The sequence below is a fragment of the Microbacterium deminutum genome (assembly GCF_039530205.1).
Classification (GTDB): domain Bacteria; phylum Actinomycetota; class Actinomycetes; order Actinomycetales; family Microbacteriaceae; genus Microbacterium; species Microbacterium deminutum.
Window position 1 is genome coordinate 1 of the sequence record NZ_BAAAOG010000013.1, and the last position, 25,592, is coordinate 25,592.

At 63.8% G+C, this 25,592-nt stretch carries 21 protein-coding genes and 1 pseudogene; 9 read left to right on the forward strand and 13 right to left on the reverse strand.

Annotated elements, in window-relative coordinates; all coding sequences use genetic code 11:
• The first annotated feature begins 73 nt into the window (after window positions 1–73).
• Window positions 74–247, forward strand: coding sequence for a DUF1232 domain-containing protein (locus ABD212_RS18250; RefSeq protein ID WP_344097462.1), 174 nt, complete (start codon window positions 74–76; stop codon window positions 245–247).
• Window positions 248–351: 104 nt separating this feature from the next.
• Here ABD212_RS18250 and ABD212_RS18255 read toward each other — a convergent pair whose 3' ends face one another.
• The 4 genes from ABD212_RS18255 to ABD212_RS18270 all read right to left on the reverse strand — a co-directional run bounded on the left by ABD212_RS18255 (window position 352) and on the right by ABD212_RS18270 (window position 4,726).
• Window positions 352–2,262 carry a hypothetical protein gene (locus ABD212_RS18255; RefSeq protein ID WP_344097464.1) on the reverse strand — a complete coding sequence of 637 codons (1,911 nt, stop codon included), beginning with the start codon at window positions 2,260–2,262 and terminating at the stop codon, window positions 352–354.
• Window positions 2,263–2,277: 15 nt separating this feature from the next.
• Window positions 2,278–3,465: a chymotrypsin family serine protease gene (locus ABD212_RS18260; protein ID WP_344097467.1), complete on the reverse strand. Its 1,188-nt coding sequence runs from the start codon at window positions 3,463–3,465 to the stop codon at window positions 2,278–2,280.
• 4 nt (window positions 3,466–3,469) lie between these two features.
• On the reverse strand, window positions 3,470–3,910 hold the full coding sequence (locus ABD212_RS18265) for a hypothetical protein (protein WP_344097469.1): 441 nt from the start codon (window positions 3,908–3,910) through the stop codon (window positions 3,470–3,472).
• Window positions 3,911–4,093: 183 nt separating this feature from the next.
• On the reverse strand, window positions 4,094–4,726 hold the full coding sequence (locus ABD212_RS18270; protein ID WP_344097471.1) for a hypothetical protein: 633 nt from the start codon (window positions 4,724–4,726) through the stop codon (window positions 4,094–4,096).
• A gap of 882 nt (window positions 4,727–5,608) precedes the next feature.
• Between ABD212_RS18270 and ABD212_RS18275 the strand changes: the two genes are divergently transcribed.
• From ABD212_RS18275 to ABD212_RS18285, 3 genes are all read left to right on the forward strand, one after another.
• On the forward strand, window positions 5,609–5,896 hold the full coding sequence (locus tag ABD212_RS18275) for a hypothetical protein (protein WP_344097474.1): 288 nt from the start codon (window positions 5,609–5,611) through the stop codon (window positions 5,894–5,896).
• 9 nt (window positions 5,897–5,905) lie between these two features.
• Window positions 5,906–7,798, forward strand: coding sequence for a hypothetical protein (locus ABD212_RS18280; protein WP_344097476.1), 1,893 nt, complete (start codon window positions 5,906–5,908; stop codon window positions 7,796–7,798).
• A gap of 294 nt (window positions 7,799–8,092) precedes the next feature.
• On the forward strand, window positions 8,093–8,599 hold the full coding sequence (locus ABD212_RS18285; protein ID WP_344097479.1) for a GyrI-like domain-containing protein: 507 nt from the start codon (window positions 8,093–8,095) through the stop codon (window positions 8,597–8,599).
• Window positions 8,600–8,828: 229 nt separating this feature from the next.
• On the opposite strand, the gene ABD212_RS18290 is transcribed toward ABD212_RS18285, so the two are convergent.
• Both ABD212_RS18290 and ABD212_RS18295 read right to left on the reverse strand, forming a co-directional pair.
• Window positions 8,829–9,437, reverse strand: coding sequence for a recombinase family protein (locus tag ABD212_RS18290; RefSeq protein ID WP_344097481.1), 609 nt, complete (start codon window positions 9,435–9,437; stop codon window positions 8,829–8,831).
• Window positions 9,438–9,582: 145 nt separating this feature from the next.
• Window positions 9,583–11,817, reverse strand: a complete 2,235-nt coding sequence (locus tag ABD212_RS18295) for a protein kinase domain-containing protein (RefSeq protein ID WP_344097483.1) — start codon at window positions 11,815–11,817, stop codon at window positions 9,583–9,585.
• 495 nt (window positions 11,818–12,312) lie between these two features.
• Between ABD212_RS18295 and ABD212_RS18300 the strand changes: the two are divergent.
• Window positions 12,313–13,478 (forward strand): annotated as a pseudogene (locus ABD212_RS18300) (IS30 family transposase).
• Window positions 13,479–13,511: 33 nt separating this feature from the next.
• Here the strand turns inward: ABD212_RS18300 and ABD212_RS18305 are convergent.
• The 4 genes from ABD212_RS18305 to ABD212_RS18320 form a co-directional block, all read right to left on the reverse strand.
• Entirely contained in the window at window positions 13,512–14,231 is a 720-nt protein-coding gene (locus ABD212_RS18305; protein ID WP_344097486.1) for a hypothetical protein, read from the reverse strand.
• Between the two features lie 127 nt (window positions 14,232–14,358).
• Window positions 14,359–14,958 carry a hypothetical protein gene (locus ABD212_RS18310; protein ID WP_344097488.1) on the reverse strand — a complete coding sequence of 200 codons (600 nt, stop codon included), beginning with the start codon at window positions 14,956–14,958 and terminating at the stop codon, window positions 14,359–14,361.
• A gap of 216 nt (window positions 14,959–15,174) precedes the next feature.
• Window positions 15,175–15,609 (reverse strand): YybH family protein, encoded by a 435-nt coding sequence (locus ABD212_RS18315; RefSeq protein ID WP_344097491.1) that lies wholly within the window; start codon window positions 15,607–15,609, stop codon window positions 15,175–15,177.
• Window positions 15,599–16,057 carry a YybH family protein gene (locus ABD212_RS18320; protein ID WP_344097493.1) on the reverse strand — a complete coding sequence of 153 codons (459 nt, stop codon included), beginning with the start codon at window positions 16,055–16,057 and terminating at the stop codon, window positions 15,599–15,601. Before ABD212_RS18320 ends, ABD212_RS18315 begins: the two co-directional genes overlap by 11 nt.
• A gap of 61 nt (window positions 16,058–16,118) precedes the next feature.
• Between ABD212_RS18320 and ABD212_RS18325 the strand changes: the two genes are divergently transcribed.
• Together ABD212_RS18325 and ABD212_RS18330 are read left to right on the forward strand one after the other, a co-directional pair.
• Window positions 16,119–16,793, forward strand: a complete 675-nt coding sequence (locus ABD212_RS18325) for a TetR/AcrR family transcriptional regulator (protein WP_344097496.1) — start codon at window positions 16,119–16,121, stop codon at window positions 16,791–16,793.
• Between the two features lie 401 nt (window positions 16,794–17,194).
• On the forward strand, window positions 17,195–18,268 hold the full coding sequence (locus ABD212_RS18330; protein ID WP_344097498.1) for a magnesium and cobalt transport protein CorA: 1,074 nt from the start codon (window positions 17,195–17,197) through the stop codon (window positions 18,266–18,268).
• A 279-nt stretch (window positions 18,269–18,547) separates the two neighbouring features.
• Here ABD212_RS18330 and ABD212_RS18335 read toward each other — a convergent pair whose 3' ends face one another.
• Window positions 18,548–19,189, reverse strand: coding sequence for a nitroreductase family protein (locus ABD212_RS18335; protein WP_344097504.1), 642 nt, complete (start codon window positions 19,187–19,189; stop codon window positions 18,548–18,550).
• A 412-nt stretch (window positions 19,190–19,601) separates the two neighbouring features.
• Between ABD212_RS18335 and ABD212_RS18340 the strand changes: the two genes are divergently transcribed.
• The gene (locus ABD212_RS18340; RefSeq protein ID WP_344097506.1) at window positions 19,602–20,144 is read left to right on the forward strand and encodes an LURP-one-related/scramblase family protein; all 543 of its coding nucleotides are present in this window, start codon (window positions 19,602–19,604) and stop codon (window positions 20,142–20,144) included.
• Between the two features lie 359 nt (window positions 20,145–20,503).
• Here the strand turns inward: ABD212_RS18340 and ABD212_RS18345 are convergent, their stop codons facing one another.
• Window positions 20,504–22,522 carry an NADP-dependent oxidoreductase gene (locus tag ABD212_RS18345; protein WP_344097508.1) on the reverse strand — a complete coding sequence of 673 codons (2,019 nt, stop codon included), beginning with the start codon at window positions 22,520–22,522 and terminating at the stop codon, window positions 20,504–20,506.
• A complete protein-coding gene (locus ABD212_RS18350) occupies window positions 22,519–23,358 on the reverse strand; it encodes an esterase/lipase family protein (RefSeq protein WP_344097511.1) in 840 nt (279 codons plus the stop codon). The genes ABD212_RS18345 and ABD212_RS18350 overlap by 4 nt, the downstream gene beginning before the upstream one ends.
• A gap of 1,732 nt (window positions 23,359–25,090) precedes the next feature.
• On the opposite strand from ABD212_RS18350, the gene ABD212_RS18355 reads away from it, so the two are divergent.
• The gene (locus ABD212_RS18355; RefSeq protein WP_344097513.1) at window positions 25,091–25,441 is read left to right on the forward strand and encodes a hypothetical protein; all 351 of its coding nucleotides are present in this window, start codon (window positions 25,091–25,093) and stop codon (window positions 25,439–25,441) included.
• The last annotated feature ends 151 nt before the right edge of the window (window positions 25,442–25,592 follow it).

Below are 25,592 nucleotides of genomic sequence, written 5' to 3' on the forward strand. Positions count from 1 at the left end.
GGTAGCTCACAGTTGATGTATGTGGTTCAGGTTTCTGAAGGCAGTCAAGCGCCGCGAGCACCGTGTCGCACCGATGACGTGGGTTGCCGCGACTGCCGCCGTCATCTACGCACTCGCCCCGATCGACATGATCCCGGAACTCGTCCTCGGGCCGCTGGGTTTCACAGATGACATCGGTGTGTGGGGCATCCTCGCGGTGCTCGTCGTGCGCGAACATCGGCGGTGGCAGGCGAGCCTCCGAGCGTAAGCCGCGGCCGCCCGCGAGACGATCGGCACTGACTCAATTAGTAGAGGTGATCCGAGTGCATACCGGGGTCATTTGATGCGAGCAGGTGAGCCGCGACTGGTCGATCACGAGACGCCGGACGCTAGTGCGACGCCGAGCGAAACGGTTCCTCCAGAGTCCATGGTCTCCCCGGCCGCAGGACGTTGGACGTTGACGATGATCTCGTCGTCGGCGTACGCGCGACGGTCGCCATCGCCGGAGAGCAGGGACTGCAGATCTTCACCGAAGATGTCGTCAGCGCTTTGGGAATGGAGGAATTGGACTGTGACGCGTTCTCGGGCGGCGCGTGCCTGTGCGCCCTGTGGTGACAGATTCACGAATTCGGGCACGATCCTCGGGATCGGTTTGCTTTCGTCCTGTGTGGTTTGCTGGTTCAGCAGGCCTGAGTCTCCGTGGAGCGTGCGGCCGTGTTGCACGGCCTGACCGGCGTTGAAGCCGTCCCGTCCGCCGATCTCCGCCATTGTTTGGTAGACGTCGAGCTGCCCCGGCCCACGTATGGAGCTACCTTCGCAGACTCCGATCGCGATTGTGAAGCCACGACGCCAGGCGTCGGTGATGCGATAGCTGGTGAGGCGCGGCGTCCAGGTGTCGTTGAGCAGGTCATAGAAGTCGATGACGATGTCGAATCGATCCCCGCTGCGGATGTCCGCTACAGGTCGGTTGTTGAACTTGATCCCGGAGGCTATGAGTTCTTCACCCTTCTGCGCGTAGCCGTCATTCACAATTGTGTTCGTTTCGGCAATCGACCCAAACGTTCCCACGAACGGGGTGGCTGCTAATGCTGCTGCCCTGAGGCTGCCGCCTCCCGCCAGCCCCATCTGCAGCCAGCCGGTGGCTTCGGTACCCAGTTCGTCGAGCGCCATCTGGTATCCGAATTCCGCGGCGTATTGGTTATATATCGCGTCCACCTTCGACTGGGCGATGCTAAGCGCTTCGGCGCTGCCGCCCTGGGCTTCGGCGAGGATTGCTTTCGCCTGCCCCTTCACTCCATCCAGGGCTATCTGCTCGGCCTGGGTGAGAAACATGCCAGGAATGTCCTCACCGTTGACCACCCGGCGAGCAAGGTCCATTCCCTGCTGCGCGTCGGGTGGCAGGAGGCCACGGACTGTGCCGTAGGCAACGTCCGTCACGGCCTGCCCATTGGCAATCCCGACGATGACCTCGTCCGCAACCTTGAGTACGTCTTTCAGCGACCTATCGAGGGGCGCGATCTCCACGAGGATGTCTTGGATGCGCTCGCCTTTGCCGATTGCCACGGCGGCATGGAACGCCATCCCTGAGGTGGGTTGTGAGGGAAGTGCGCCGCCAATGCCATCGAGGACGGATTCGGTGATGTCCTCCCCCTCGGCGAGCGAAACGGCGGTGTTCAGTATCAGGCTCAAGGCGGTCCCGAAGACAGGCACATAAGACGCCACCATGGCCACAGCACGCGCGATCGCGGGCAGCGTGTCGAGCACGTCGGACCACGCGGCTTCGAGCGGCGTTTCGCATTTCTGGCACCACAGGAATACATAATTGCCCGCCTCCCAGCGCACCTTTCGGTCGCCGGGAATGCGAACCCAGCGGGGCGGATTTGTGCCCGCAGTCGGCCCCTTAGGGGACGGCATCCAGTACACGCCCTGCCACCGCAGCCACTCGTGAGCGCTGATGAAATCGGGTTTGTATCCGCTTGTTGATCCTTCGACCCAGACGTATCCCTTCATCTGATTCCGCCCCGTCACGTTGTCGGATTCGCCCGTGGCATCCTCGACCTGGAGGCCCACCATCTCGCGGTAGGCTTCGCGATTATCGCTGCTGGGATCCTCTCCGTCGTGAGTCAGGTACGGCTGCCACCTGGGCGCCCGGTCGCGACAGCAACGTTGCTCCCGGTGCACCCCGGGCCGGCCGGCGAATCGCTTGTCGAAAGCGTCCGGATCATCGTTGCGAACGATGTACGTGTTGCGAGGATCCTCGAACAGCCGTCGCGGAGTGCTCATAGGAATGACACCAATCTAGAAAGTGAACTGCGCGATCACACTGGGAAGCGACTGCTCGCCGATGGCGTTGGTGACAATCACATCCGTAACGGCGCCGGGGGCGAACTGCGTCGGCGGAGTGACGAGCAGTCGCAGCGGTGAAGCAGGGATCACCGTGACCGCCGGAACGCCGCCGAACATGACCTGACTGGCCGCATCAAAGCCGGCCCCGTCAATCTGGGTGACGCCGCCGCTGGCGAGCAGCCCTCCCGCGGCGTTCGGGTCAATACTGGTGATGATCGGCGGGCTGACGGCGATCTCGATCTGCAAGGCGTCGAGCACCGCCCTGATCGGCACGGCGAGACCCACGCTGGAGACCGGGTTCCCGCCGGCGTCAGTTTGCAGGTCGCCCTCTTCCACCAGGAGCCCGATCACTTCACCGTTGCCGTCGAGCACGACCGAGCCGGAGTCACCTTGATGGCAGTAGAGCCCACCGAACGGGAACGTGGCCAGCACGATTCGATTCGCGTCCGGCATCACGGCGACAACCAGGCCGGCTGTCAGGCCGGTGGTGCGGCCGCGCTTGGTTGCGCTGGCAAACAATGCGAAGTCGGCCGCCCCACGATTCGATCCGATCTCCACTATCTCGGCTAGCGTGCTGCGCAGCCCGTTCAATTCGATCACCGAGCAGTCCAGCGTCGGACTGGTGTCGGCGTTGACGATCGTGCCTACCGGAGCGGACTGGCTCGCGCCGGGAGCGGGCTGTGACATGACAGTGCCGATCGGTGCGACGTGCGCCGCGGTGAGCAGCTGGCGCCCACCGTCGCTGCGGCGTTGGACAACGCATCCCGCTGTGCCATGTACCACCGCGCCCTTCGCGGGGTCGAAGAAGCCGATGTCTATACCACCGGACAGTTGCAGGGCGACCTTGGTGTCGTTGAGCAGTGCGATCGGCGTACGGGTGCTTTGCACGACGTCGGTGAGGAACTCCACGCCCTGCTCGGTGATTGTCGGGGGAATCATCTGCTCCGGTCGCAACGCGTTCTCCGGAAGCTTCTCCGGCACGTAGACGATCAGTGCGAGCTCGCCGAGGAACTCACCCGCGGACTGCTTGGCACCGATGCCGAACTCGGTGCCGGGCGGTACCGAGTTCTGGACCGCGGCGCGAAGCGTCGCGAGCGCCGACAGCGCCTGCGGTGGTATCTCCAAGCGCTGTTCGGGCATCGCCCTAGAACCATTCGAGTGGTTGGGCGGGCGTCATCAACGCGACCCAGATGTCTTTGGCTGCGGCCCGATGGCCCATCAACGCTGCCCAGCCCTCAAGTGGGTCCTCCCAGGCCTGCACAATGAGCCTGTCCTCGAAACTTGCTTCCGAACTCAAGATCGAGTTGTCGGCGAGCTCAACCTTCAGCGTCTCCCCTGCCGGGGTCGCACGGTAAATGGAGGTGGACGCCTCGAACAGCTCGAACGTGACGTCGGCGAAGGACCCCAATGCTGTGCCGCCCGGCTTAGCGGTGATGCGGGCAACTAGGTCCCGCTGCGTCCCATCTACGCTAAAACCGTCGGGCGCGTCGGGGCAGCCCTCCTCCGGGATCGGGATAGGGTTCATGGCCTTCATCCTGACCAGGTTTGCGCCCGTCGTCGGCCCCATTAGCGTGTAGAGGCCCATGCCCGCCGTGTCGAGATCGTCTCCGGCCCGGGGTCCGCGGTCGTACCGGTCCCACGCGAGTACGAGCCCCATTGCTCCTACCCCGGCGGTGGCTCCGGCGACGTACATCGATATCTGCGGCATTGGCTCGCGTGCTCCTTCGACAACGGTCTGAGGTCGGTTGGAATATGCAGTTGCGCACTTCTACGGCAGCTGGATCCATTCCACGCCAGGCGAAGCCGACGTCACATGGACTATTCCGACCTCACCGTCCGACGCCGGTTCCTCACTGAGGTGACTGACGGCCACCCGGTATGCGTTCCAGTAATCAGTGAAAAGGTTCCCGTGCCAATAGCCGGCGTCAAGCACCGCGTCGCCTCCGCCCGAGTGCCCTGAGTTCTGGCAACTCGCCATGAAGAGATCGGTGGCGCCCATCGTCCGACACGCTTCAGTCAGCGCCGCCGCCATTTCGCCGGGGTTACTCATGTCCCGCGGGGGCGGCCCAGCCGGAATGGATAGGTGGAGCATGAGGTCGACGAGGCCAACGATCGTGCCCTGAACGCTCCACTCAACCGCGAATTCGGCTGCAGTGAACGCCAAGGTCGCTTCCAACGGGATCTCGACACCCTCCCGAGGTTCTGCTGGTGGGGGAATGACGACCGGCGTGCCGCCTTGCGCCGCGTCCGCCTGACCAGCGGCGACTCCCTCGTTGTAGACGGTCAGCTGATTCCCTTCAAGCGGCGGCACACCGGCCTGGCCATCAGGATGGCTGAGACCCGCGTCGTAGCCCTGCTGCCAGGAAGCTTCCCACTCGGTACCTACGTACGGGTTGACCATGATCTGCTCCGCCTAGGATTGGTCCTCACTCGGACCGGCACGCCGAATTCCGCCCTGGCTTGACGGCCCGCCTCCATGGCTTCTCGATACCAACTCATCTGCGGCTCGGACAGTGGGATGCCGGGTTCCTCGTTCGGTTGGAAGTAACCGAGGATGAAGCCCTCTTGGATGATCTCTTCGCTAGTCATCTCGACCTCATCAAGAAAGCGCCGGTTGCCCATCGGTTGGATCCGGTGGCAAGACAGGCGCTCCCAAGGTCAGACTCCTCGCCGCCAAGGGACTTGTCAAGGAACGTCGTCGAATGGAGCAGGACGCCCGGATGCGCCCCTGTCCCGCGAAGCAGTCGCCTTTGACGCGAGGTTGGGGGCCGCGCCACGCATCGTCGGTTCGGCGCGCGTCCGGTGACGTTGCGGCTGCCTGATTCTCCGCTCGAGGTTCCGCCGGGCGGTGACTCCTCCGTCGCCATGTGGGCTCCCGCCGTTGCGATCGGGCTGACCGTGGGCGTTTTCAGCGCCGCCATCAATCAGTCGAAGGGATCCGGTCGGTCGTCGCGAATGGTGGGAGCTGAACGATCTGGCACGTAGAGGGATCTTGTGTCTGAAGGACGGATGCCGGCCGAGTGCGGCATCGGCCAGCCTCCCGATGTGTGTCCGCGCAGGCCGGCAATTTCCTGTTCCTGCCGGAAACAGACTGGGTTTCCCAGGATCGCCCATCTACGTCACCGACCTCATGGACCCCCGCGGGAATTGATTCACGATAAGAGATGCGCCCCAAAATCGGTGAGTGTATTGGCGGAAGATGGATCGTCGGGCTTGAAGAATTATGGATCCCGATGCATCGGCCCTCTATCGCGGGGGCACGCCAGCGGAGCATACTTCCACCATGCATTCGATTGCCCGAGTCCTCGCCGGAATTCCGCGAATAGTAGTTGGAATCATCGCTGCCTTGGGGGCGCTTTGTGTTCTCGCTGCGGTATTCGCATTTGCGAATCGCGAATGGATTGAGGAGTTTCTGCACCTGTCCCCAGACGGGGGGAGCGGCGAAACGGAGTACGGGCTTGTCGTCGGCTTCGGCCTCGCAGCGCTGCTGCTTCTCGCCCTGGCGCTGGCGGCCACTGTCGCTCGACGTCAGGGCCGCATCCTGCCGGCCAGCGGATCTACCGCGGAGTAGGAGCGGAAAATGCCTGAGAACCGCTCAGAATTGGATCCCGCGCGCGTTTTGTGTCTGATCGAATCAATAGCCAAGGAAACCTGCCGAACCTCAAGAGCGGTGCGTCGCCACGGCGCTCAGGTGGACCGTATCGCCGCGGCAATCGAGCAGCTCGTCGAGCTGCAGCGCTCAGCCAATCCCGCCGCGGCTCTCGAACTTGACCGGCTCGCGCAACTGCGCGCGAAGTTGGAGGACTGTTGTGGGTCGGCGGACAGCGGCGCCGACGAGTCGGAGGAGTGCAACTGCCTCTGCCACGAGGGAGCCGGCGACGGATTCTCGCATGATGGGTCGGAGGACGGGTGGTCCGTGAAGTCTCGGGCGACTGTCTCACTGGTTGATGTCCCAGAGCGCCATCGACCGTGGAAGCCCGTCGACCGACCCCATCACGAAGACGATGAGTCGCTTGTACCGATCGGGTACGGCTCCCACTTCGGCCGGCTCGAACCGACCCACCAGACGCCAGCACCGGTAAACTTCAGGTCGGGTCAAGGCCCGGTTCCGGGAAGTCAGGGACCGGTCGTGTTCGGCAAGTTCACCGAGGACCTCATTGCCGGCACATGGCCTCCCGACTGCTCCGGGGCGAAGGCCGGCGATGTCGTGCTGGCTTCCGGAAACCTCTGGCTCAAGCTCTCCGTCGATGGAGGCGTGAGCTTCACCACTTTGGACTGGACTGCCTTGTTCGACGAGGACGAGGTGTACGGCGGCTGGGCTGGCGACCAAGTGATCATCTATGTGCCTTCGATCGACTGCTTCGTCTTGTACGTGCAGTCGTACAAGACGAAGACGTCACCGCGAACCAACGAGAACGTGGTGAAGATCGCGCTTGCGAGCCCGAGCGATCTCAAGACCTATAAAGGCGGCAAGCCTGCCTGGTGGAGGCAGTGGGACTTCACGCCCGACACCTTCGGGCTTGCGGGCGCATGGATGGACTTTCCCGATCTGAGCTACGGGTCGAAGCATCTGCATGTCAATACGAACGTCTTCGCAGGAAAGCAAGGGAAGCTGTTCTTTGAACTGCCTCTCGCGGACATGGCGGCCGGTCGAGGACTATCGTTCCTCTACGCGTTCATCGATACCTCGACCCGACCCATCATAGGTTCCCCGACCCAGAACATCGCCGGGGATTTGAACCATTGGGCGCAGCACATCGACAATTCGACGATGCGGATTTATCGGTCTGATGCGAATGAGGACCGCTACTCATGGCGTGATCGAAAGATTGCGAACTGGCCGCTCATCAGTGGCGGAAATATCGTCGAAGCCGCAAAGGACTGGACGGACTGGATTTCGGAAGACCACCGAATCATCGGGGCGGCACGGCAGGGGAATATTCTGTGGTTCGCGTGGGCAGCGGGTCAGGGCACCGGTCGCACCGATGGCAAGGGATTCTCATTCACACGCGCTCACATTCAGATCGCCAAGTTCGACACATCGCAAAACTTCAAGCTGGTCGAACAAACGCAGGTGTGGAACGCTGATTACGCCTTCGCGTACCCCTCTCTCACAACAAACTCCGATGACGAGGTCGGGATCTCACTTGCATGGGGTGGGCCGACAAGCTACGGCAGTCACGCGGTTGGCATTCTGGGAGACTTCGTCGTGTGGTTTGGCGATGCAAGCGACTTAACATCGTTGCGACAGCAGCAGGACGACACGGGGAAGCCGCTCACTAACCCGGACGGCACCCCACTGATGTACAGCCGTTTCGGCGACTACGTTCACGTTCGACTCGCTCACCCGAACGCGCGCTGGTTCAGCGGCTTCGGTTATGCGGCGAACAAGGACGCCTCCGGCTCCGAGACGCTCGACTCGATCTACGTCGAGTTCGGGCGCGAGCTTCCATTTAGACCAGACCTTCACTAGCCCACCACCCAGCGGCATTCCGAGCCAGGGGCCATCCAGGGCGAGTCTCAGGACCAACCCATCGGACGGGCAACGATGATCCGGCTGCCCCACCTTTCGCGGTCGCGTCCCGCACAGGAGCCGGGGCACCGCCCGCGGCTGGCTCCTTCCGTTCATCGTCCGCGGAGCAACCGTAGCGACCCTCGGACTCGTTCCGCTCGCGCGGTGCTCGCAGGTGGATCCTGCCGGGCGGAGCAATCGCGCGCGGTGCCGCGCCTTGGTGTACCTGTAGCCTCACCTGACAGACTGGGCATCGTGGCCGCTGAGCGTGTCGACCTCGTCAACGGACCCGCCGTCCGTGATCGACCCGAGATGGCGACTCTCGGCATCCGGGAGGTCGTGCCGTTTCGCACGATGCTCAGTGAGCGTGATCGGCTACTCGCGGAGCTGATTGCGTGGCTGAGTGCCCACCACGCCACCGACTTCGGTCCCTTCTTTCTTCGACTGCACGTCGTTGACATGGGCGGACTGATGGACATTGAGGTCGGCGTCGTGGGAACGGCAGATGCCGACAGTGAAAGAGTGAAACGGGGATTCCTTCCCGCGGGCCGATACGCGGAGCTCGACTACCGGGCAACATCGCTGAGCGCCAACCGGATGCTCCTCGCCTGGGCAGGCGACCAGGGACTCACCATCGATTCGTGGACTACCCCTCATGGTGAGCAGTTCGCTGCACGATGCGAGATCTACGTCACCGATCCGCGACGCGAGCCCAAGAAGAAGCAGTGGGTTGTCCGGCTCGCGCTCCTCCTGCGTCCCTAGGGGTCACCATGACAGGGCGGACGGGGGTTGCATTCCCGTCGAAATTCACTTGCGCCCGGAAGCCCGCGCGTGATCCGAGCATCGAAACCGCCGCCTTCGAGTCCCGTCGATAGAGCCTCCGGTCTACGCGACAGCTGCCCATCCCACGCCCGACTGCGCCCACGTCGGCCCCGCTTCCGTGCATCGCGCGGATGGGGATCCTTGCCGAGTGCGGCCGGCTGCCGTGGCGTCAGTAGATGTGCGCTTCACAGGAGGCGAGGAACGACGCCCGGCGACGTCGAATCTCACGGTAGATGGTCGCTCGAGAGACGCTGAGCAGTTCGGCGATATCCGTCTGGGTGTACTCGCCGCGGTCCTGGAGTTCGAACAGCAGGGCGCGCTGCGTCTTGGATAGCTTCGGCTGCTTGCCCTTCAGCTTGCCCTTCGCGCGGGCGACGGCCATTCCCTCCCGAGTGCGCATGCTGATCAGGTCCCGCTCGAACTCCGCCACCATCCCGAGCACATTGAACAGCAGCCGCCCGACAGGATCCGTCGGGTCGTAACGGCTTCCACCGAGACTGAGCGCGACGCCCTTCGCGGTCAGCTCGTCCGCGATGTCGCGGGCATCCCGCAGCGAGCGGGCGAGGCGGTCCAACTTCGTCACGACAAGGGTGTCGCCGCTTCTCACCGCTGCGAGAGCCTCCCGCAAGCCGGGTCGAGCGCGGTTCGCACCCGTCATCCCGTGGTCGACGTAGATCTGCGCATCGGCGACTCCGAGCCTCAGCAGCGCCTCTCGCTGGGCCGTGAGATCCTGATCGGTCGTCGACACTCGGGCATAGCCAATCTGTATTCCATCCATCCACCCAGCGTCACGCTGGCAGTTGTATAACGGCCCGACCTTTAGTGCGCGCGCAGGGACCGGCTTGCGGACGCGATCAACGGGCATTTGGTCTGCGACGGAGCACACAAACCGGCTCCGTCGTCATTCCGCTCGCCCTTGGCGATCAGTCAACGTGTTCGATCGCTGCGATGATCTCTGATAGCAGGATGGACAGTTCGGCTATCCCGGACGTACTTAGAGGCACACGCTCAATTGTCAGATGTGTTTGGAAGTATCCGTGCTTTCCGGCTGACCGCCGCACGTCCGGGTAGCGTTGGAGACGCTTGTCGATCCGTTGATTGAGGATGCCCCTCGCGTGTCCGCCGGAGCTTGCTCCTGGTATGCCGAACTGCTGACTCACTGAAAATGTCATCAAGAAGTCTGAAGCGCCGTCCGACTCGACGCCTCGCTGACGCACCTCTATTTGCATGGTGCCGGCGCGGCTCTCCATACGGACAACTTCGTCGTCCATAGAGTACCCGCCTGGCCCGGCGTAGGTAAAAGCCACCTGCCGCAGAATGTCAGCCGCGGTTAACTGTGCGCCCGACATCGTGGCCTCATGCAAGACCTTCGCCCGAGAAAGAACCGCGTGCACTTCCTCCATTGTCTGAGGCCGCCCGCTGGGATCGACGGAACTCGACTGTTTGTAGAGACCGATTAGCAACTCGGCTGGCTCGGCGGGGAAAAGGCCAGCCACAGAATTCGAAAATCGCTGCGTATTTTGTGCTGGTTTATCTGCCGCTGGATCCGAGCCGTGCAAGATGAAGTACATAAGCTGCGCGAACCCGAACACGTCGACTGTAAAGTCGCGCGCCACACTGCCATTCGAGGCATAAAACTGCTCCGGGGCGGCGTAATTGACTGCCCCACCCACCAAATTTACTGTCACGGTACGATTCGTTTCGATGTAAGCGAGATCGAAGTCTGTTAGATGAGCGGCTGGCTCGCCACTCGTCTCATCCCAAGCGAGAATTACGTTCTCTGGCTTTATGTCGCGATGAACGATGCTCCGACCATGCGCAAATCGCACGGTGTCGGCTATATCGATAAGTAGCGCGAGTAGCGTCCGCGAATCGGTTCGATCAATATACGCATCTCTCAGATCCGCGCCTTGGATCAAATCCATAGTGAACCCGAGCGGAGCTTCCGTAAGCTCATGCACGGCGACGATTCTCGGATGAGTGAGGCTGCGCATCGAGTAATACCCATTCCGGAAGCGAGTTGGCTTCACAGGGTCGGATAGTTCGGAGCCGTGAAATACCTTTAGCGCCTGCTTGTGGCCTTGGGATTCGACCTCCCAAACCTGTCCGAATCCCCCGCCACCGATACGCCGTTCGACCTTCCCGACGGGCAGGACGTCTCCGTCATTCAGATTGGAAAGAGAGGCCTGGTAGTTGAGCAGCGAGGAGCGAAAGCCGCGCCATCGAGCATCGCGCGCGACGTCTTTCGCTAAATTCTCAGTCTCATCGAACCATCGGACCACTTCCGACAGCTTTTGGGCACACGTTCGAAGTCCGACCTGTCTGCGGTGGTCCAGGCGTGACAGCTCCGATGTTTGTAGGAGTTGGTACGTGTCCAAGAGGCTCTCGGCCTTCGCGAAGATCTGGTTAGCCTCCTGGGTCGGGACCGGGGCGCCGAGCCGCGGGCTGAAGCCCGTCCCTAGTACAACCGATCCGGCAGAATCCCCTTTGAAGACGGGAGTCTGCCGCAACGTATCCATATTTGAGTCGAGGAAGTCAAAGAGACTGTGAACCGTCACGTCGCCTTGGTGGTTCACGGCGCCACCGTGGAGACCTTCAACGAGCACCTTTGTGAAGGCGCCCCTCGCATCCGGTTCCGCCGTTTCGAACGCCACCTGCTCGGCGCGGCATGCCGCCAGCAGGATGCGGCTCGCGTTTACGACAGCGACTCCGTGCTCGATTGCGTCTTGCGTCAAAGGCGTATAGCCGGACCAGGTGATGCCAGCACCTGAGTGACAGCTGTCGAGCACCGCGATGACATGCGCGTAGTTTTGCGATGCTGAGGCCATTATGTGCCCGAGCTCAAGCAACCCGATGCCCGGATCCCGTGGAACACCTTCGGTCGTAACCAGATGCCCGGCTCCACCATGGACAAGCCCGTGGCCGGCAAAGTATACGACTAGAAATTCCCCTTCAGCCTCCGCCGCCGACCATAACTCGTCCAGGCATTTCCTCCGGGTGGCGTCGTCGTCGACCACGAGCACTGTCTGGAAGTCGTACCCTGTTCCGGTCAACGCGTCGGCGACATCCGTAGCGTCGCGCACGCAACCGGCCAGTCGGCCGACGTTTGCGTATGAGTTGATCCCAATAACTACAGCACGGCGCGTCCCCGACCCCATGAAGGGACGGTACCAGCGTTTGCATCACAGTCATACGATCGTGTGTTCCACTGAGCCCTGACGTCGCATTGGGGAAGCGGGTGGTTCTGGCCGATAGAGGCGATAAGTATGAGGCCTGTGGGCTGCAAAGGCGGGGAGTCAATCCCGGCGACAGCATGCGGCGGGCGGGCGGGCGACGGCGGCGATTTTGAACCGCGGAGCAGGTCAGCATCCCGATGTTCCGACCCGCATCCGCCAGCCGATCCGGCCCGCCCCCGCCGCACGATCACCGGCACGGAAACCGTGGCAGTCGCGAGGGAATTGACCGACGTCGTAGACCTACCGCCTGCGCAATGGGCGCCCATCGTCAAGGTGCGCGTGAGGACCACAACAGATCATGTGGCTGACCGGCCGCCAATACAACTGGACTGATCCAGGGCGCCGGGATGGGGCGCGTGTCGTTAGGTGCCCGCTGGGGGATCCTTGGGTTCTTGCGGTGGTCGCAACACTTAGCGAGTGGAGAGTGTTGTGGCGGAGTTGTCGTTGGCGTATCGACCCGAGCTGGTGCAGCGGTTCTGGGCGTCGCTGCAGGCCAGCCAGTTCCTCAGTGAGGCAGCGGAGGCAGTGGGCACGAGTCGACGATCCGGGCGTCGGTTGCTCGCGGCTGCCGGCGGTGTCAGACCGCGGCGTGGCAGGAACTTGCAGGGCCGGTATCTGTCGTTCGCGGAGCGGGAGGAGATCGCGGTCGGTGTCGCTGCGGGTGAGTCGGTGCGTGCGATCGCGGCACGGATCGGGCGGGCGCCGTCGACCGTCTCGAGGGAGCTGAGCCGGAACGCGGTGCGGGGCAGATACCGGGCGTCGGCCGCCCAGATCGCCGCGTTCGGGCGGGCGTCCCGGCCGAAGCCGGCGAAGCTCGCGGTCAACCTGGTGCTGCGTGCGAGAGTGGAGGCGGACCTGGCCAGGCGCCGATCTCCGGAGCAGATCTCCGGTCGGCTGCGCCGCGACTTCCCCGATCAGCCGGAGATGCAGGTGAGCACGGAGACCATCTACCTGTCCCTCTACGTGCAGACCCGTGGCGCGTTGAAACAGGAGCTGACCCGTTATCTGCGGACCGGGCGGGCACTGCGGCACCCGTATCGGAGGCTCGGTCAGCGGAAGAACCGGATCCCGAACATGATCAATATCTCGGAGCGGCCGGCCGAGGCGAGCGATCGTGCCGTGCCCGGCAGCTGGGAGGGTGATCTGATCATCGGCGCGGGGAACCGGTCCGCGATCGGCACCCTGGTGGAACGCTCCTCCAATTACACGGTCCTCGTGCCACTGCCCGACGGATACAAACCCGAGCAGGTCGCGCCGGCCTCGCCCGCAAGATCCAGCGACTGCCGGAGCAGCTGCGGCTGACGTTGACCTGGGATCAGGGCACGGAGATGCGGGACTGGGAGAAGGTGCGCGTCGCGACCGGGATCGAGATCTTCTTCTGCGACCCGAAGTCGCCGTGGCAGCGTGGCATCAACGAAAACACGAACGGCCTGCTGCGGCAGTATTTTCCGAAGGGCACCGAGCTGGCCGGGTTCAGCAAGGAGCACCTCGACGCCGTCGCCGCCGAACTGAACGACCGACCCCGCAAACGACTAGAGTTCCAAACCCCGATCGAAGTCATCGGAGACATCCTGTTGCGATGACCGCCAGAATCCGCCGACCGCTCAACGAGCGTTCTACGACCGCCGCGACGATGTCGCGGCTTCTGGATCGGTCGCCCAAGCGTTGAGCGCTTCCACGAGTTCAGCGAAGGAGCCATCGACGTAGTGGCGCTCGATCGCAATCCCGGTTCGGTCCCCCAAGTCTCGTACCCAAAGCAGGAATTCCAGGTGCACGACTGCGGCGTTCTGAAACAGAACATGCGAGTTGGGCGTGAACTTCGGGTAGACCGAGACCCATTGCTCGAAGCCAGCCTCCCCAGACGCGAGCAAGTCAAAGACGTAGTCCACGCTTGAGTGCGCAATCTCGGAGTAGCTTCCATAAAGAGCGCGGACCGGCGACTTTAGCGCATTGACGTTCGGCGTGCGTTTGAGCAGCTCGCTCAGGTCTTCTATCTCGTCGAGTTCGCGAAGACGAGCTATGACCTCTATCTGTCGTCGGAGAAGGGTGGCCCCGTCGATCACCTCGCAGTCGCGTGCGAGATCGAGCACGAGACCCTGTGTTCGAAGGTAGGCGGTCTGCAACCCGACGTAGTAGTCGGCATGGGGAGCCGTCTCCCATGATCGACCACTCATCCCGTATACGAAGTCCGTAACCGAGTGGCGGACCAAGTCGAACACAGCGCGCGCGTGGGGAGATGCGAAGAACGCGAGTCGTGTGCGTGCACGCCATCCTTCACGCTGTGCCAGGTAGCTGTGGGTGTCGTAGACCAGGGCTTCGGATGCATCGTCTGTCACGGGTGCTAACCCTATGGGCGGCGTGCGACACCGATGTCTCCACTTCGCGCCCATTCCGCCGCTAGCCGCCGATAGCAACGCCTCTCGAACGGGCCTCCGCGCGCGGCGATCCCGTGGCGCTCGCGAGTTACTCCGACTGCCACTCGATCCAGTCGGCCGCGTAGTCGCGAAGCTCGGCGTCGAGCTCATCCAGCAGCGCCCGGACGAGCGTCGTCAAGTCATCGTGTGTGATGACGCCGAAGATCCGTCCGTCTCCGTCGAGACCAATCGACAACTGAGCGTCGGGCAGAGCGCCGATGCCACTCCGTTCGGCCGTGGTGGTTCTGGCTGTCGCGACCCAGTTGTCATCATCGATGTTCGCCTCGTGCAGGTGCTCGAGCGCGTTGCGTAGCGTGCGAAGGTGCTCCACGTTGGTGCGAGGCCGTCGATTGCGTGCGCGGTACAACTTCGTCATCCAGCGTTCAAGGTTTGACGCGCTCGTGATGAGCAGGGCTTCGGCCGTCCATAGCGCCCGAAACGCAGACGACACGACATCCTGTGTGATCTCGCCGTCGTGGTCCACGCGCTCATAGGTCGCCTCGATCGCCTCGTAACGACGGCGACATTCCTTCGCGGTCCCGAGTTGTTCCGTGGTCTGTTCCGCCCATGCGCGACTAAGCATTAGGAGGACGTCATCGCCGAACAGGTTGAAGCTTTGGAGCGGTCGCGGTTGTCGAGGATCCGGCATGCCTCATTATCGATCGGGACGGCGGTGAACAAGCATCCGAGTCACGCCGTCACCTCAACCTGCCCAAGTACGCGATTCGTATGACCACCGGCGTGCGGGCCGCGCGATCCGAGGACACGTTTTGAAGGTTGACCTGGAAGCGCTGTTTGGACCGGTGCGGTAGGTCGCCGCCCGTCACACCGGGTGGAACGGGTCTAGCGGAGTCCCGTCGGCGGGCTACTGCTCCCGGTCGTCGAGGAGCGGTGTGGTCTCGTCGGGCTCGAAATCCGCATGGCGGTGGATGATTTTCCAGGTGCCGTTTTCGCGCCGATACAGGTGCGTGACCCGGAGCCGGTACTTGCGCGGCACGCCTTGAGTGACGGCTTCGGTGTTCTCGAACGCGACGGTGTAGGCGAGGTCGCCGCTTGCCTGTGCGTGAACGATTTGGAAGTCCCAGGAGATCGAGCCGCCGAACCAGGACGCGACCTCATGGAATGAAGGCTCGACACTGGACCAGTCGGTGGCGGTCAGGTTGGCTCCGAACAACGAGACCGGTTCGTGATGGCTCCACTGAGCGATGCGGGGCAGCGGATTGCCGTTGTGGATCTCCGTGTCTGCTGCGCTCTGGGCGGGGATCATCTCGGCGAGGAACGCCTCGGTTTCAGTGGTCATGAGCTTCTCCGTTGTCGTTGGCCGGGGGTTTCCACGGAAGGTCGAGTGCCAAGGGGTCCAGATCGGCGTGTCCGTGGGCGACGTACCACCGTCCGTCCTCGCGGTGCAGGACGCGGCTCACGCGCGCTGTCGGCACCGGGGGTCCGCCCTCCTCGAGTTGCACGCGCGGGCGTTCGCGCGTGATCAGGTAGCCATGATCGGCCGCGACATCGGCGGCGATCAGGTCCAGGTCGAATCCCTCGAACCGCCACTGCCGCGCGGCGACCCTTGCGAAGTGGGCGAGGACGTCGCTGCGTCCGAGCGCGCAGGTTCCGAACTGGCCCAGCCAGCTGACCGGGCCCCCGGGCAACCAGAGACCTTTCCACGGGGCGGGGTCGCCGGTGTACAGCGCGGACTGTGAGGACATCACCCGCGGCACCACGTCGGCGACAAACGTTTCGATCTCCACCGCAGTCACCTCTCCTTCGAGTAAACTCGTGCTTGTTTCAATACAGATAGGATGTACCCAAATGACGGAGAAGGTCAAGAGGCCATACAACTCCCACTCACGCACTCGGCAGGCGCAGGAGAACCGCGACCTCATCAGCCGCACCGCGCACGACCTGTTCGTGGAGCACGGGTACGGGAACACCACGGTGGCTGACGTCGCGAGAGCGGCGGAGGTCTCCCCCGAGATGATCTACAAGTCGTTCGGGAGCAAGGCGGAACTGCTGCGCAGCGCCTGGTTCGTGATGTTCCGGGGAGATGGGCAGGAAGAGACCCTCTATGACCGCCCCGAGACACAAGCCGTCCTTCAACTCCCGGAGTTGTCCGAGCGCATCGCTGGATTCGCCCGTCTCACCGCCGCTCGTAGCCGCCGCAGCAGTCCCCTGCTGCGGGCGATAGAAGGCGCCGCCGCCACCGAACCAGGCGCCCGAGAAATGCTGGCGACCTGGCACGCCCGACTCCTCGACGTGGCCAGCAGGTTTGCTCACGATGCCGCCGAAACCGGGCAGCTCGTGATTCCCGAGGAGGCATGCGGTGACATCATGTACGCCATGCTCGACGGCCACCTTTGGCGACGCCTCGTCGTCGAACGAGGCTGGACCGACGAACGCTACGCCGCCTGGCTCGCCGCCCTATGGCAACAGCAGTTCCTTGACGGGGATCCCGGCGACGTTCACGACACCTCCCGCCAGGAGTGAAATCCGTGTCGACGTAACGTGAGCAGCGCGGGCCGGTACCCCGGAGATCCTCGTAGGCGGGTCGAAGCACGAATGGTCCGGGCCGGATCCGCTCCAGCAACAGCATCCGCCTATGCTCGGTCGCCGTGGCCCTCAACAACTCCGGTCGACCGCACCGCGGCTCGTCCCCGATCCCAAGCTGCGCCCGCGAACGCCGAGGGATCCGCTCTCGGGCGGAGAGCGACCGTTCAGGCGCAAGGGTGATGACCGATGTGCCGCGACCCAAGGTACAGCGGATCGCGTCCATCGGCGGTCTTGCGGCGTCGGACTCTCCAGGCAGACATCCCGCTCACATGCGACGAGGTGATAATGACTGCGGGCAGGAGGCCGCCCGTCGAAAACACCCTGGCGAGGGGGCATTCATGATCATCGATTGCGCGCACTACGTGAACGGTCGCCGGCAGGGCGAAGGTCCGGTCCCGTTGCAGGACGCGGCTGCGCTGTGCAAGGAGGACGGGTTCGTGTGGCTCGGGCTCTTCGAACCCGACGCGGAGGAGCTCACCCAGGTGCGGAAGACCTTCGGCCTTCATGAGCTGGCCGTCGAGGATGCGCAGACATTCCATCTGCGACCCAAACTGGAGACGTACGACCATGACGTCCGGCTCGTCATCTTGCGCACCGCGCGATACGACGACGCGGCCGAAGAGGTGGAGTTCGGCGAGATCAGCGTCTTCCTCGCCCCATCCTTCGTGATCACCGTCCGGCAGGGTGTGGCGAGCGAGCTGCACGGTGCGCGCCTCCGCCTCGAGCAGCGGCCGGAGCTCCTGGCCGCCGGTACGGCCTCCGCGTTGTGGGCGATCCTCGACCAGGTCGTGGACGGGTACGCGCCGGTGGTCGCGGGCCTCGAGCACGACATCGACGAGATCGAGGCGACGGTGTTCTCGGGTAGTGCCGCACCGACCGAGCGGATCTACTCGCTGCGTCGCGAAGCCACCGACTTCTATCGGGCGGTGCATCCGCTGCTCGCCGTCGTCGCGACCGCGGAACGCGCCACCGGAAAGGACGTGCTACAGCCGTACCTGCGCGACGTCCAGGATCATCTCACGCTGATCAATGAAGAGGTTGCTGCTCAGCGCGACCTTCTCGGCACGGTGCTGGAGGCCAACCTGTCGGTGATCTCGGTCGAGCAGACCCGGGTCGGCGTGCGTCAGAATGCGACGATGGAGCGGCTCACCGTGCTGGCCACCGTGTTCCTTCCGCTGACGTTCATCACCGGCTTCTTCGGCCAGAACTTCTCGTGGCTCGTCGATCACATGACAGGGTTCGCGCCGTTCCTCATCTACGGGATCGGAGGCCTGCTCATCCCGCTCGCGGTCCTGATGTGGTGGCTGCGGCGGGATACGCCCCGCAACGAGCAGCGAACAGAATCCCGCGCGTCTGAGACTCCCACCCCGAACCAGACCCCCATACCGAGCGAGACGCGCATCCCGAGATAGGCAGCACCAGGATCCCTTTGGCCTCGGCTACCCCGAGCCCGGTACGTGTCGCGGGCTGACCTTCGTCGAAACGATCGACGTCGTCGACACCGCGGGCAGGTAGCGCTGCCCGCAATGATCACAAAGACCCTGCACTCGACGACCGTTCCGCTTCCGGGCATGCACCGATCGCGATCGCAATCGCACGCCCAAAGCCCGCCCGCGACGAGCCTCTAACGGGCATTGCCCGCATCAGGATCGGCGTGTGTTCGGCGCGTTTGGGGATCGACGCTCTGCCCCTCACCAGCCGTCGATGTGCAGGACCTCGTCGAGCAGGGCACGGTGCGCGGGTCGGAAGTCCGTTCCTAGGGTGTACGCGACGGGCAGCAGCACGCCTTGGCGCACGGTCGGCGGGATGCCGAGGAGCTCTGCGATCTCGCGCTCATACGCGAGATGCAGGGTCGTCCAGGCGCTGCCGAGGCCGCGTGCCCGCAGCGCGAGCTGCAGACTCCAGGCGGCAGGGAGAAGCGACCCCCACAGACCGGCCTGACTTCCGGGCTCGAACTCCTCGGCGCCCGTGAAGATCGCGCCGATCACGAGGACCGGGACGTCGCCCATGTGCTCGGCCAGGTAGTCGGCGCTCGATGACACTCGCTGCTGCACCGCCTGGCGCGTGGGGTCGGCGTAGGTGCGGGCACCCGCCGCGCGATACCGGGCGAACGATCGCGCGTACAGCGCGGCGATAGCCCGGCGCTTCTCCGGGTCGGTGACGACGATCCAGTGCCATGTCTGGGCGTTGCTCCCCGTCGGCGCCTGCAGCGCGACCTCGAGCGCTTCTCGGACGACCTCGACCGGGACGGGTCGTTCCAGGTCGAGCCGTCGCCGCACGGAGCGGGTCGTCGTCAGCAGCTCGTCGGGGCTCAATGGGAGTACACCGGTCATAGCCCGACATTATCGGGCGCTCGGAACCCTCGGCGCTGCTTCGTCTCCCAGCGCGGTACGCCGGTGACGCATGGAACGAGCTGCACCCTTCAAGGCACGTGCGCCGTGGTCCGGCCCTACCCTGTCGGCACGCCGGTCAACGTCCGGGTGCTCGTGACGACGGCGAACATCCCCACCTCGACGCGGGGAGTGGTACAGGGCGCTCCCCGGATCGGATCGCATGACCACCCGCTACCGTGTCCGCAGGTGCGGTTGTCGATCGCCGTGGACTCGTTTCCCACGCACGACTGCGAGCCGGGGACTTGCGATGCGATGATGGCCCCAGCGCCGTCGTCAGCGCGGTAGCTGGAGGGCGATCCGCAACGGATGTCCTCGTCTGTTCGTTCGAGTCATCCCGAGGGAAAGGTGAACCATGGCACTTCTGGGTCGTCGAGAGGAGCGTCAAGAGCGGCGCGAGGAGCGGCACGGCGGCGGCGACGTCGAGATCTTCCAGATGCGGGAGAAGCTGGTGTCGTTCGGGGATGACTTCTGGATCGAGACCACCGCCGGACGACGCGCCTTCAAAGTCGACGGAAAGGTCGCTCGCATTCGCGACACGCTGGTGATCCGCGACGTTGCGGGCAATGAAGTCGCGAAAGTGCAGGAACGCAAGATCGCAGTCCGGGACACCATGTCGATCGAGCGTCCCGGGCAGCCCGACGCCACCATAAAGAAGGCACTCATCAATCCGCTGCGCGAGCGCTTCACGCTTCAGGCGGACGACATCGGCGAGATCGGCATCCAGGGCAACATCGTCGACCACGAGTACGAATTCGAGCGCGACGGCGCAAAGATCGCGGAGGTGTCCAAGCGATGGCTGCGCCTCCGCGACACCTATGGTGTCGAGATCGCCTCCGGTCAGGACGTCGCGCTGATCCTCGCCGCCACCGTGGCTCTGGACCAGTTGTCCCACTGACACCGTCGCGCTCCGACCCCGAGCACCCGGCAGTCGGGAGACGCCAGGGGATTCTGTCAGCGGTGGTTGTGGAGACCGCGTCGCTGTGTTTCGTGGCCGATCGTTGTGCGTGATACTTCGAAGAGCTCCTGTCCCACAACGTTTCTGCAGGCGACGATATCCAACTCACGGGCCTGTTCATTCACCGGCGTGTACACGGCTAGAGGGCTCGCCAGACCCATCCCACCCGCCGAAGTTGGTGCGAGTGCCAAACCATTCCGCCCGCTGGAGGACCGGCTAGCGGGCGGTCACGAAGGAAGGATCGCGATGCTTGGAATACAGCGCGCCCGGCGCATCCGTCACTCCGCATCTACATCGCCCTACTGCGGGTTGCTCCCACGAACTCCCCCCGCAGCCGGCGACTCTGAGCCGATCAAGATCACAATGTTGCCCAGGGTGTGGCTGCCGTACTCCGCGAACGCGGTCGCCACGTCGTCGAACCGAAGGTCGCGATCGACGATCACCCGCAGTTCGCCCGCCTCGGCGAGGGCCGTGAGGTAGCGCAGGTCTTCGCCATTCGGCCGGGCCGCAATCGGGGTGAACGTGAGCCGCTCCGAACCGGGAAGCTGCGCCGGATCGTAAACCAGCGGCGATGCGAACACACCGCCGTCCTTCACCAGCGACGCGACTACGGCGGGGTCTCCGCTAAGGTGGGCCGCGGCATCCACCCCCTCAGGGGCGAGCGCGGCGACGGCGTCCTCCAGTTCGCTGTAGTCCACGGTCCAGCGGGCGCCGAGCTCCTCGAGCAGCTCGCGGCCCTCTTCCGTACGCCCGGTCGCGATCACGTCGACGCCCGCGGCCGAAGCCAGCTGCACGAGCAGGGTGCCCACTCCGCCCGTCGCGCCGACGACGAGGAGCGTCTTGCCGGCCGGCTCGGGGCCGAGCGAGCGCAGGATGGCGACCGCGGTCGACCCGGTGTGGGCGAGCGATGCCGCGGCCGAGTCGGTCAGCGCATCGGGGGCGAGCACGACTCCGGTTTCCACGTCCGCGGTCGTGTACTCGGCGAACGCTCCCTCACCCAGATAGGGCTTGGACACGACGCCGAGCACGCGGTCGCCGATCGCGAGCCCCTCGACGCCATCGCCGAGCGCGTCGACCACCCCCGAGAATTCACGCCCCAACACCACGGGGTATCGATACTCGAAGTACGGGGTCAAGTAGCCCAGGCCAACCGCGACGTCGAACCCGTTGACGGATGCCGCCAGCACCCGAACGCGCACCTCCCCGTGTTCCGGTTCGGGGGCGTCGATCTCGCTGTAGGTCGGCAGGGTGTCGGCGGCCGTCAATGCAAACGCCTTCATGGTTGAGCGGGGGTCGTTTGAAGCAGCGCGACGATCGTTGAGGGCGCGTTGTGGTTGTCTTTGGAACGGCTCCGTGCCGGCAAGCCTCTGCGTGATGTCCGCGAAGGCTAGATCAATCTCGGCCAGCGCGATAGGCCTCGCATCAACTCGCGACTGGACCCGACGTAGCTCTGGATAATGCTCGCGCGTCCGCTCCAGGAAGTCGGACGCGCCAGAGAGATTCTGCACACTGTTGATCAGGGTCGCGCCGTCAAGGTCGTCCATCATTATGTCTGCCAGCACATTCCTCGGTAGCGGGGCCCCGGTGTGCGCGGCAAGGACGGCTGATGCCAAGTTGAAGGTTGATCGGATTACGTCGTCAGCCACACCTGATCGCCGAATTGCAGAGTTGGATCGCCAGTATGAAGGGGACAGGTCGCCCGCGATCGCCGAGTCCTGACCGCTCAGTGCCCATGACACTTCGTCGATGAGTGGGGTAGGCAGCTGCGCGCCCGCGAGGTCCGCAACTAGCGTTTCGACCGCCTTCAACTCGGTCAGTCGAAGTCGCCTTTCCTCATCCGACGCCATCAGCGCGATCCGCACAAACTCCAAGCGGTTCGGATTGGCGTCTTCGATTGCTGCCCACATCGCCTCATTGAATCGGGAAACGTTCCATTCGTCCCCCTCCAGCTCGGTCGGCCTCTGGCTGCCGCGCAGGTCGCCAAGCCATTGATTTCCGCCTGGCAGGCTCGCGTCGAGATGTGCCAGGCCGCCCGCCCATGCCAAGTCTTCAGAGATCGAGGCGGGGAATGCTCCGATCTGGCGGCCGAGTCCGATCCATTGCACTGCTTCGGCGACTAATCGTCCATACAAACTGGAGGCGATCTCCGTGTCGATGAGAGAGTGGCTCGGCCGTATCGCGCTCCAGTCGTCTACCCACCGCACCGCGTCCAGGGGATGACGTGACAGTGCGGCCAGTTCGGGCCGCTGGATGAGCGGTGACAGGTAGCCCCTTTGGAACGCATGCAGTCGGAATTCCGGGTTCTCACGGAGATTCAATCTTCCTCTCCTTCCACAAAACGCCACGGTCGCGCAAAAGAGGCCGTTGGCTTACATATCGACTGATGCGTCTGAGCACGCACAAAGTACTCTCGCTCGTCCGTGAGGTAGCGCTCTGTGCTGACAACATCGTCGGGATCTGGCCAAAGTATGTCTGCCCTCAGTGACTCGTTGCCTGAAATCCCAGCGAACTCCTCCGTGCGCTGGCGAAGCGTCGTCAAAGCCGTTGTCGCCAAACGGAGGTCGTTGTATGCAGGGGATCCCCGCAAAATCGCCTCAACCATGGTCCAGGGTGACAGGCCATGCAACACCCCAAGAATCCCGGACGGCGAGAAGCCCGCATTCGCCGGAGCGAATAGGCGAAGCCTAGAGCTGAGGATTGCAGGCGCCTCTGGTTCTCGACCTCTACTGCGTTCTCGCGCGAGGTTCTCAGCCACGTCGACGAGCATCCGCCGGAGAACCACGCCTCCAAGCGAATGGCCAACCAGAACGAGTTCTGAGTATTCGTCCGGGGGGGGACTGTGGAGTTCCCCGGCGTATTGCCCTAGCAGCGTGGAACTGGGGTACTCCGCTTCGATGGCCGCGCGCAGTTCCTGAGCGACACCGGGTACGGCTCGTCTCACTGAGTCGTAACCAAAGAACAACATATCGCTGTGACTCCACCAGGGCCTGTCCTGGAGTTCTTCGGCAAAGCGCCCCCAGGTCTTGGTTGCATTTCCCTTGAAGCCGTGCACGAAAACGACGAGTGCTGTCGCGCCGTCGGGTGCAGCGAAGAATACGGAACGGTCGCCGTATGGTGCGGGAATAAGAGTGTGCGTTTTCAAGGACGCGTCCATGAGCGGAGCGTAGCGCAGGCCAAACTTGCCATCGACAGTTTGGGGCGCAGGTGTTGTCCCGCTTGGCGCTCGTGTAGACGGACGGATGGACAGTGGCGCCCAATCGGGTTGCGGCGAGTCCAGCGCAACGGAATCCACACTTGCGGACTGATGTGGACCGATAACGCTGAACTCGCCGCCAGCGAGGCGTCCGTTGCCTCGTGGCGGCACAGAAGTCAGTCAGTGATGCCAGAGGCGTCGACGTCACTCTGGAGCTTGCGCAGGAGCTCGTCGGGATCCGGTCCGACAAGCACGACCTTCTGTCCAGCCGCGTTTTGATCGCCATGGCCTCGCCCCCCGATCGTTCGTCGGCCAAGGACTTCCAGCCACGCCGATGCGGACGTTCCGGTGAGGCATATGTCATGGCGTCACGCCAACGAGCTCGCGTCGCCTGGGGGACATTGCGCGCTCGAGGACCCCCATCCGGGCTCGCGGTTTCAGCCGCCATCGGACGATGTGATCGGCTGAATCGCCGTGACCGTCGTGCAGATGCAAAACGTGCGGCTCAAGCCGACTCTTGACGGATCTCGTCACGAAGGTGACCGCCGCGCCGCTTCTGCGCTGATCGCGCTCCACCCCGGCTGGCAAACCGGTAGCAGGCCTGTGGACGGTGGCAGTTCCTCGCCCTGCCAATCACTACAGAACGCAAACGGGACCTGCGGACCTACGCGGGCTCCCAGTGGAGCCGACGTTCGACGGTGTCCAGTCCGCGAGCCGCAAGCCGGTCGCCATGCGGCCAGCAACAAGCACTGGAGACTCGGTCGCCCGCGCTCCAATGGCGTGCGAGCTGCTTCGCAGGCTACCGGGTCACCCACAGAGCCCACGCAATAGGGATGGGCTGAAGCCACAGCCGTGCGCATCGAGCTCGGTTCGTGCGGAGCATCGGCGCCGGCCGGCCAGTGGGCCATTGATGGACGTTGCCTTCATCAGGAGCAACTGAGAGGACGTCAATACGCCTGTGAGTTACTCCCCACGATCACGGCACTTCCACGTTCGCGATCGAGCAGGATTGCGAACGACGCCCAGATGATCACGGCCACGCCGACGCCGATGAGCATTCCGCCGATGCTGTCCGATATTCCAGTGCGCTCCGAGATAGGTGTCGGCAGAGGGACCGTTCCAGACCTGCGGTGACGGAAGTCGTGCGGCGAGTCGGCAGCCCTCGCCGCTACTCGAAGAGTGCGAGTTGGGATCGGCCTAACGCCGTTTACGGTCAAGTTCTCCTCAGGTATGCAGCGGTTGAGAAACCACCCCACAGAAGGAGCGCCACCGGCTTCCACTCCTAAGGGCGGTCGCAACGCCGTCTGCGCGCATGGCGCATGATAATTCGGCGCACCACGCAGCCCGATACCGACCGGGACGGTGCATTGACACGGCGTCGCAGCAGGAACACACTCAGCGGTAGAGCGGTGCAATGTCCGCCGCGGGCCGGAGTCGAATGATGTCGCACATCCGCCGACTGCTTCTTCCTATCTTGGCGGGGATAGCCGTCGCCATTGTTTCAAGCGTTGCCTCAGTCGCGTCGCCCGTTGCATCAGGCCTGACGCCACCTCCACCGGACTTTCTGACTTGTAAAACGACCGGCGGGGGAACAATCTGCGATGGCTTTCGCACAATAGTCTCTGGTCCCGAACCTAACGCGCCCGCCTGCGGGTCAGGCGCGGACGCCTTCCAAATTTATGACGCCAGCACCTTGAATCAGCGAGCCACCAGGTTCTACAACGCGGACGGAAACCTGACTAAACGGATAATCCACGACCACTATCGCGGGGAGTGGAGCAATCCCGAGACGGGAGCCGTGGCCCCATACACCCAGAACCAGAACACGACAGACGTCCTCGCGGTTCCCGGTGACCTCGCGACATCGACGCAAACGATCACCGGCGAGGTTGTCATGCGCTCCGGTCCGGGCGCCCCCGTCCTCAAGGATGTCGGCCGGCAGGTCTTCACTGACGTCGGCTTGGTCTTCAGCGCTGGGCAGCACGTTTTCACTTCCAATGATCCTGCAGCGTTCGACGCGGTCTGCGCTGCCCTCGCTAACTGAATCGACATCGGACTGGACGGCTCGTAGCGAACGATCGAACGCGTGGCGGCCCGCACAGCATCTGGGACCTCTTGATGTAGCCGCACGACGTCCGCCCGCTCGCACGCGGGCGGAACCCTTCGAAGCGGTTGGGGTCCGGCTTGCGCGACAG

Bases quoted from the DNA above. Each gene is read 5' to 3' on its own strand.
- ABD212_RS18335 (WP_344097504.1), bottom strand. From the start codon at position 19,189: ATGACCGGTGTACTCCCATTGAGCCCCGACGAGCTGCTGACGACGACC.
- ABD212_RS18330 (WP_344097498.1), top strand. From the start codon at position 17,195: ATGATCATCGATTGCGCGCACTACGTGAACGGTCGCCGGCAGGGCGAA.
- ABD212_RS18265 (WP_344097469.1), bottom strand. From the start codon at position 3,910: ATGGGCCTCTACACGCTAATGGGGCCGACGACGGGCGCAAACCTGGTC.
- ABD212_RS18295 (WP_344097483.1), bottom strand. From the start codon at position 11,817: ATGGGGTCGGGGACGCGCCGTGCTGTAGTTATTGGGATCAACTCATAC.
- ABD212_RS18310 (WP_344097488.1), bottom strand. From the start codon at position 14,958: ATGCCGGATCCTCGACAACCGCGACCGCTCCAAAGCTTCAACCTGTTC.
- ABD212_RS18340 (WP_344097506.1), top strand. From the start codon at position 19,602: ATGGCACTTCTGGGTCGTCGAGAGGAGCGTCAAGAGCGGCGCGAGGAG.
- ABD212_RS18270 (WP_344097471.1), bottom strand. From the start codon at position 4,726: ATGGTCAACCCGTACGTAGGTACCGAGTGGGAAGCTTCCTGGCAGCAG.
- ABD212_RS18280 (WP_344097476.1), top strand. From the start codon at position 5,906: ATGCCTGAGAACCGCTCAGAATTGGATCCCGCGCGCGTTTTGTGTCTG.
- ABD212_RS18350 (WP_344097511.1), bottom strand. From the start codon at position 23,358: ATGGACGCGTCCTTGAAAACGCACACTCTTATTCCCGCACCATACGGC.
- ABD212_RS18250 (WP_344097462.1), top strand. From the start codon at position 74: ATGACGTGGGTTGCCGCGACTGCCGCCGTCATCTACGCACTCGCCCCG.
- ABD212_RS18275 (WP_344097474.1), top strand. From the start codon at position 5,609: ATGCATTCGATTGCCCGAGTCCTCGCCGGAATTCCGCGAATAGTAGTT.
- ABD212_RS18315 (WP_344097491.1), bottom strand. From the start codon at position 15,609: ATGACCACTGAAACCGAGGCGTTCCTCGCCGAGATGATCCCCGCCCAG.
- ABD212_RS18255 (WP_344097464.1), bottom strand. From the start codon at position 2,262: ATGAGCACTCCGCGACGGCTGTTCGAGGATCCTCGCAACACGTACATC.
- ABD212_RS18260 (WP_344097467.1), bottom strand. From the start codon at position 3,465: ATGCCCGAACAGCGCTTGGAGATACCACCGCAGGCGCTGTCGGCGCTC.
- ABD212_RS18325 (WP_344097496.1), top strand. From the start codon at position 16,119: ATGACGGAGAAGGTCAAGAGGCCATACAACTCCCACTCACGCACTCGG.
- ABD212_RS18290 (WP_344097481.1), bottom strand. From the start codon at position 9,437: ATGGATGGAATACAGATTGGCTATGCCCGAGTGTCGACGACCGATCAG.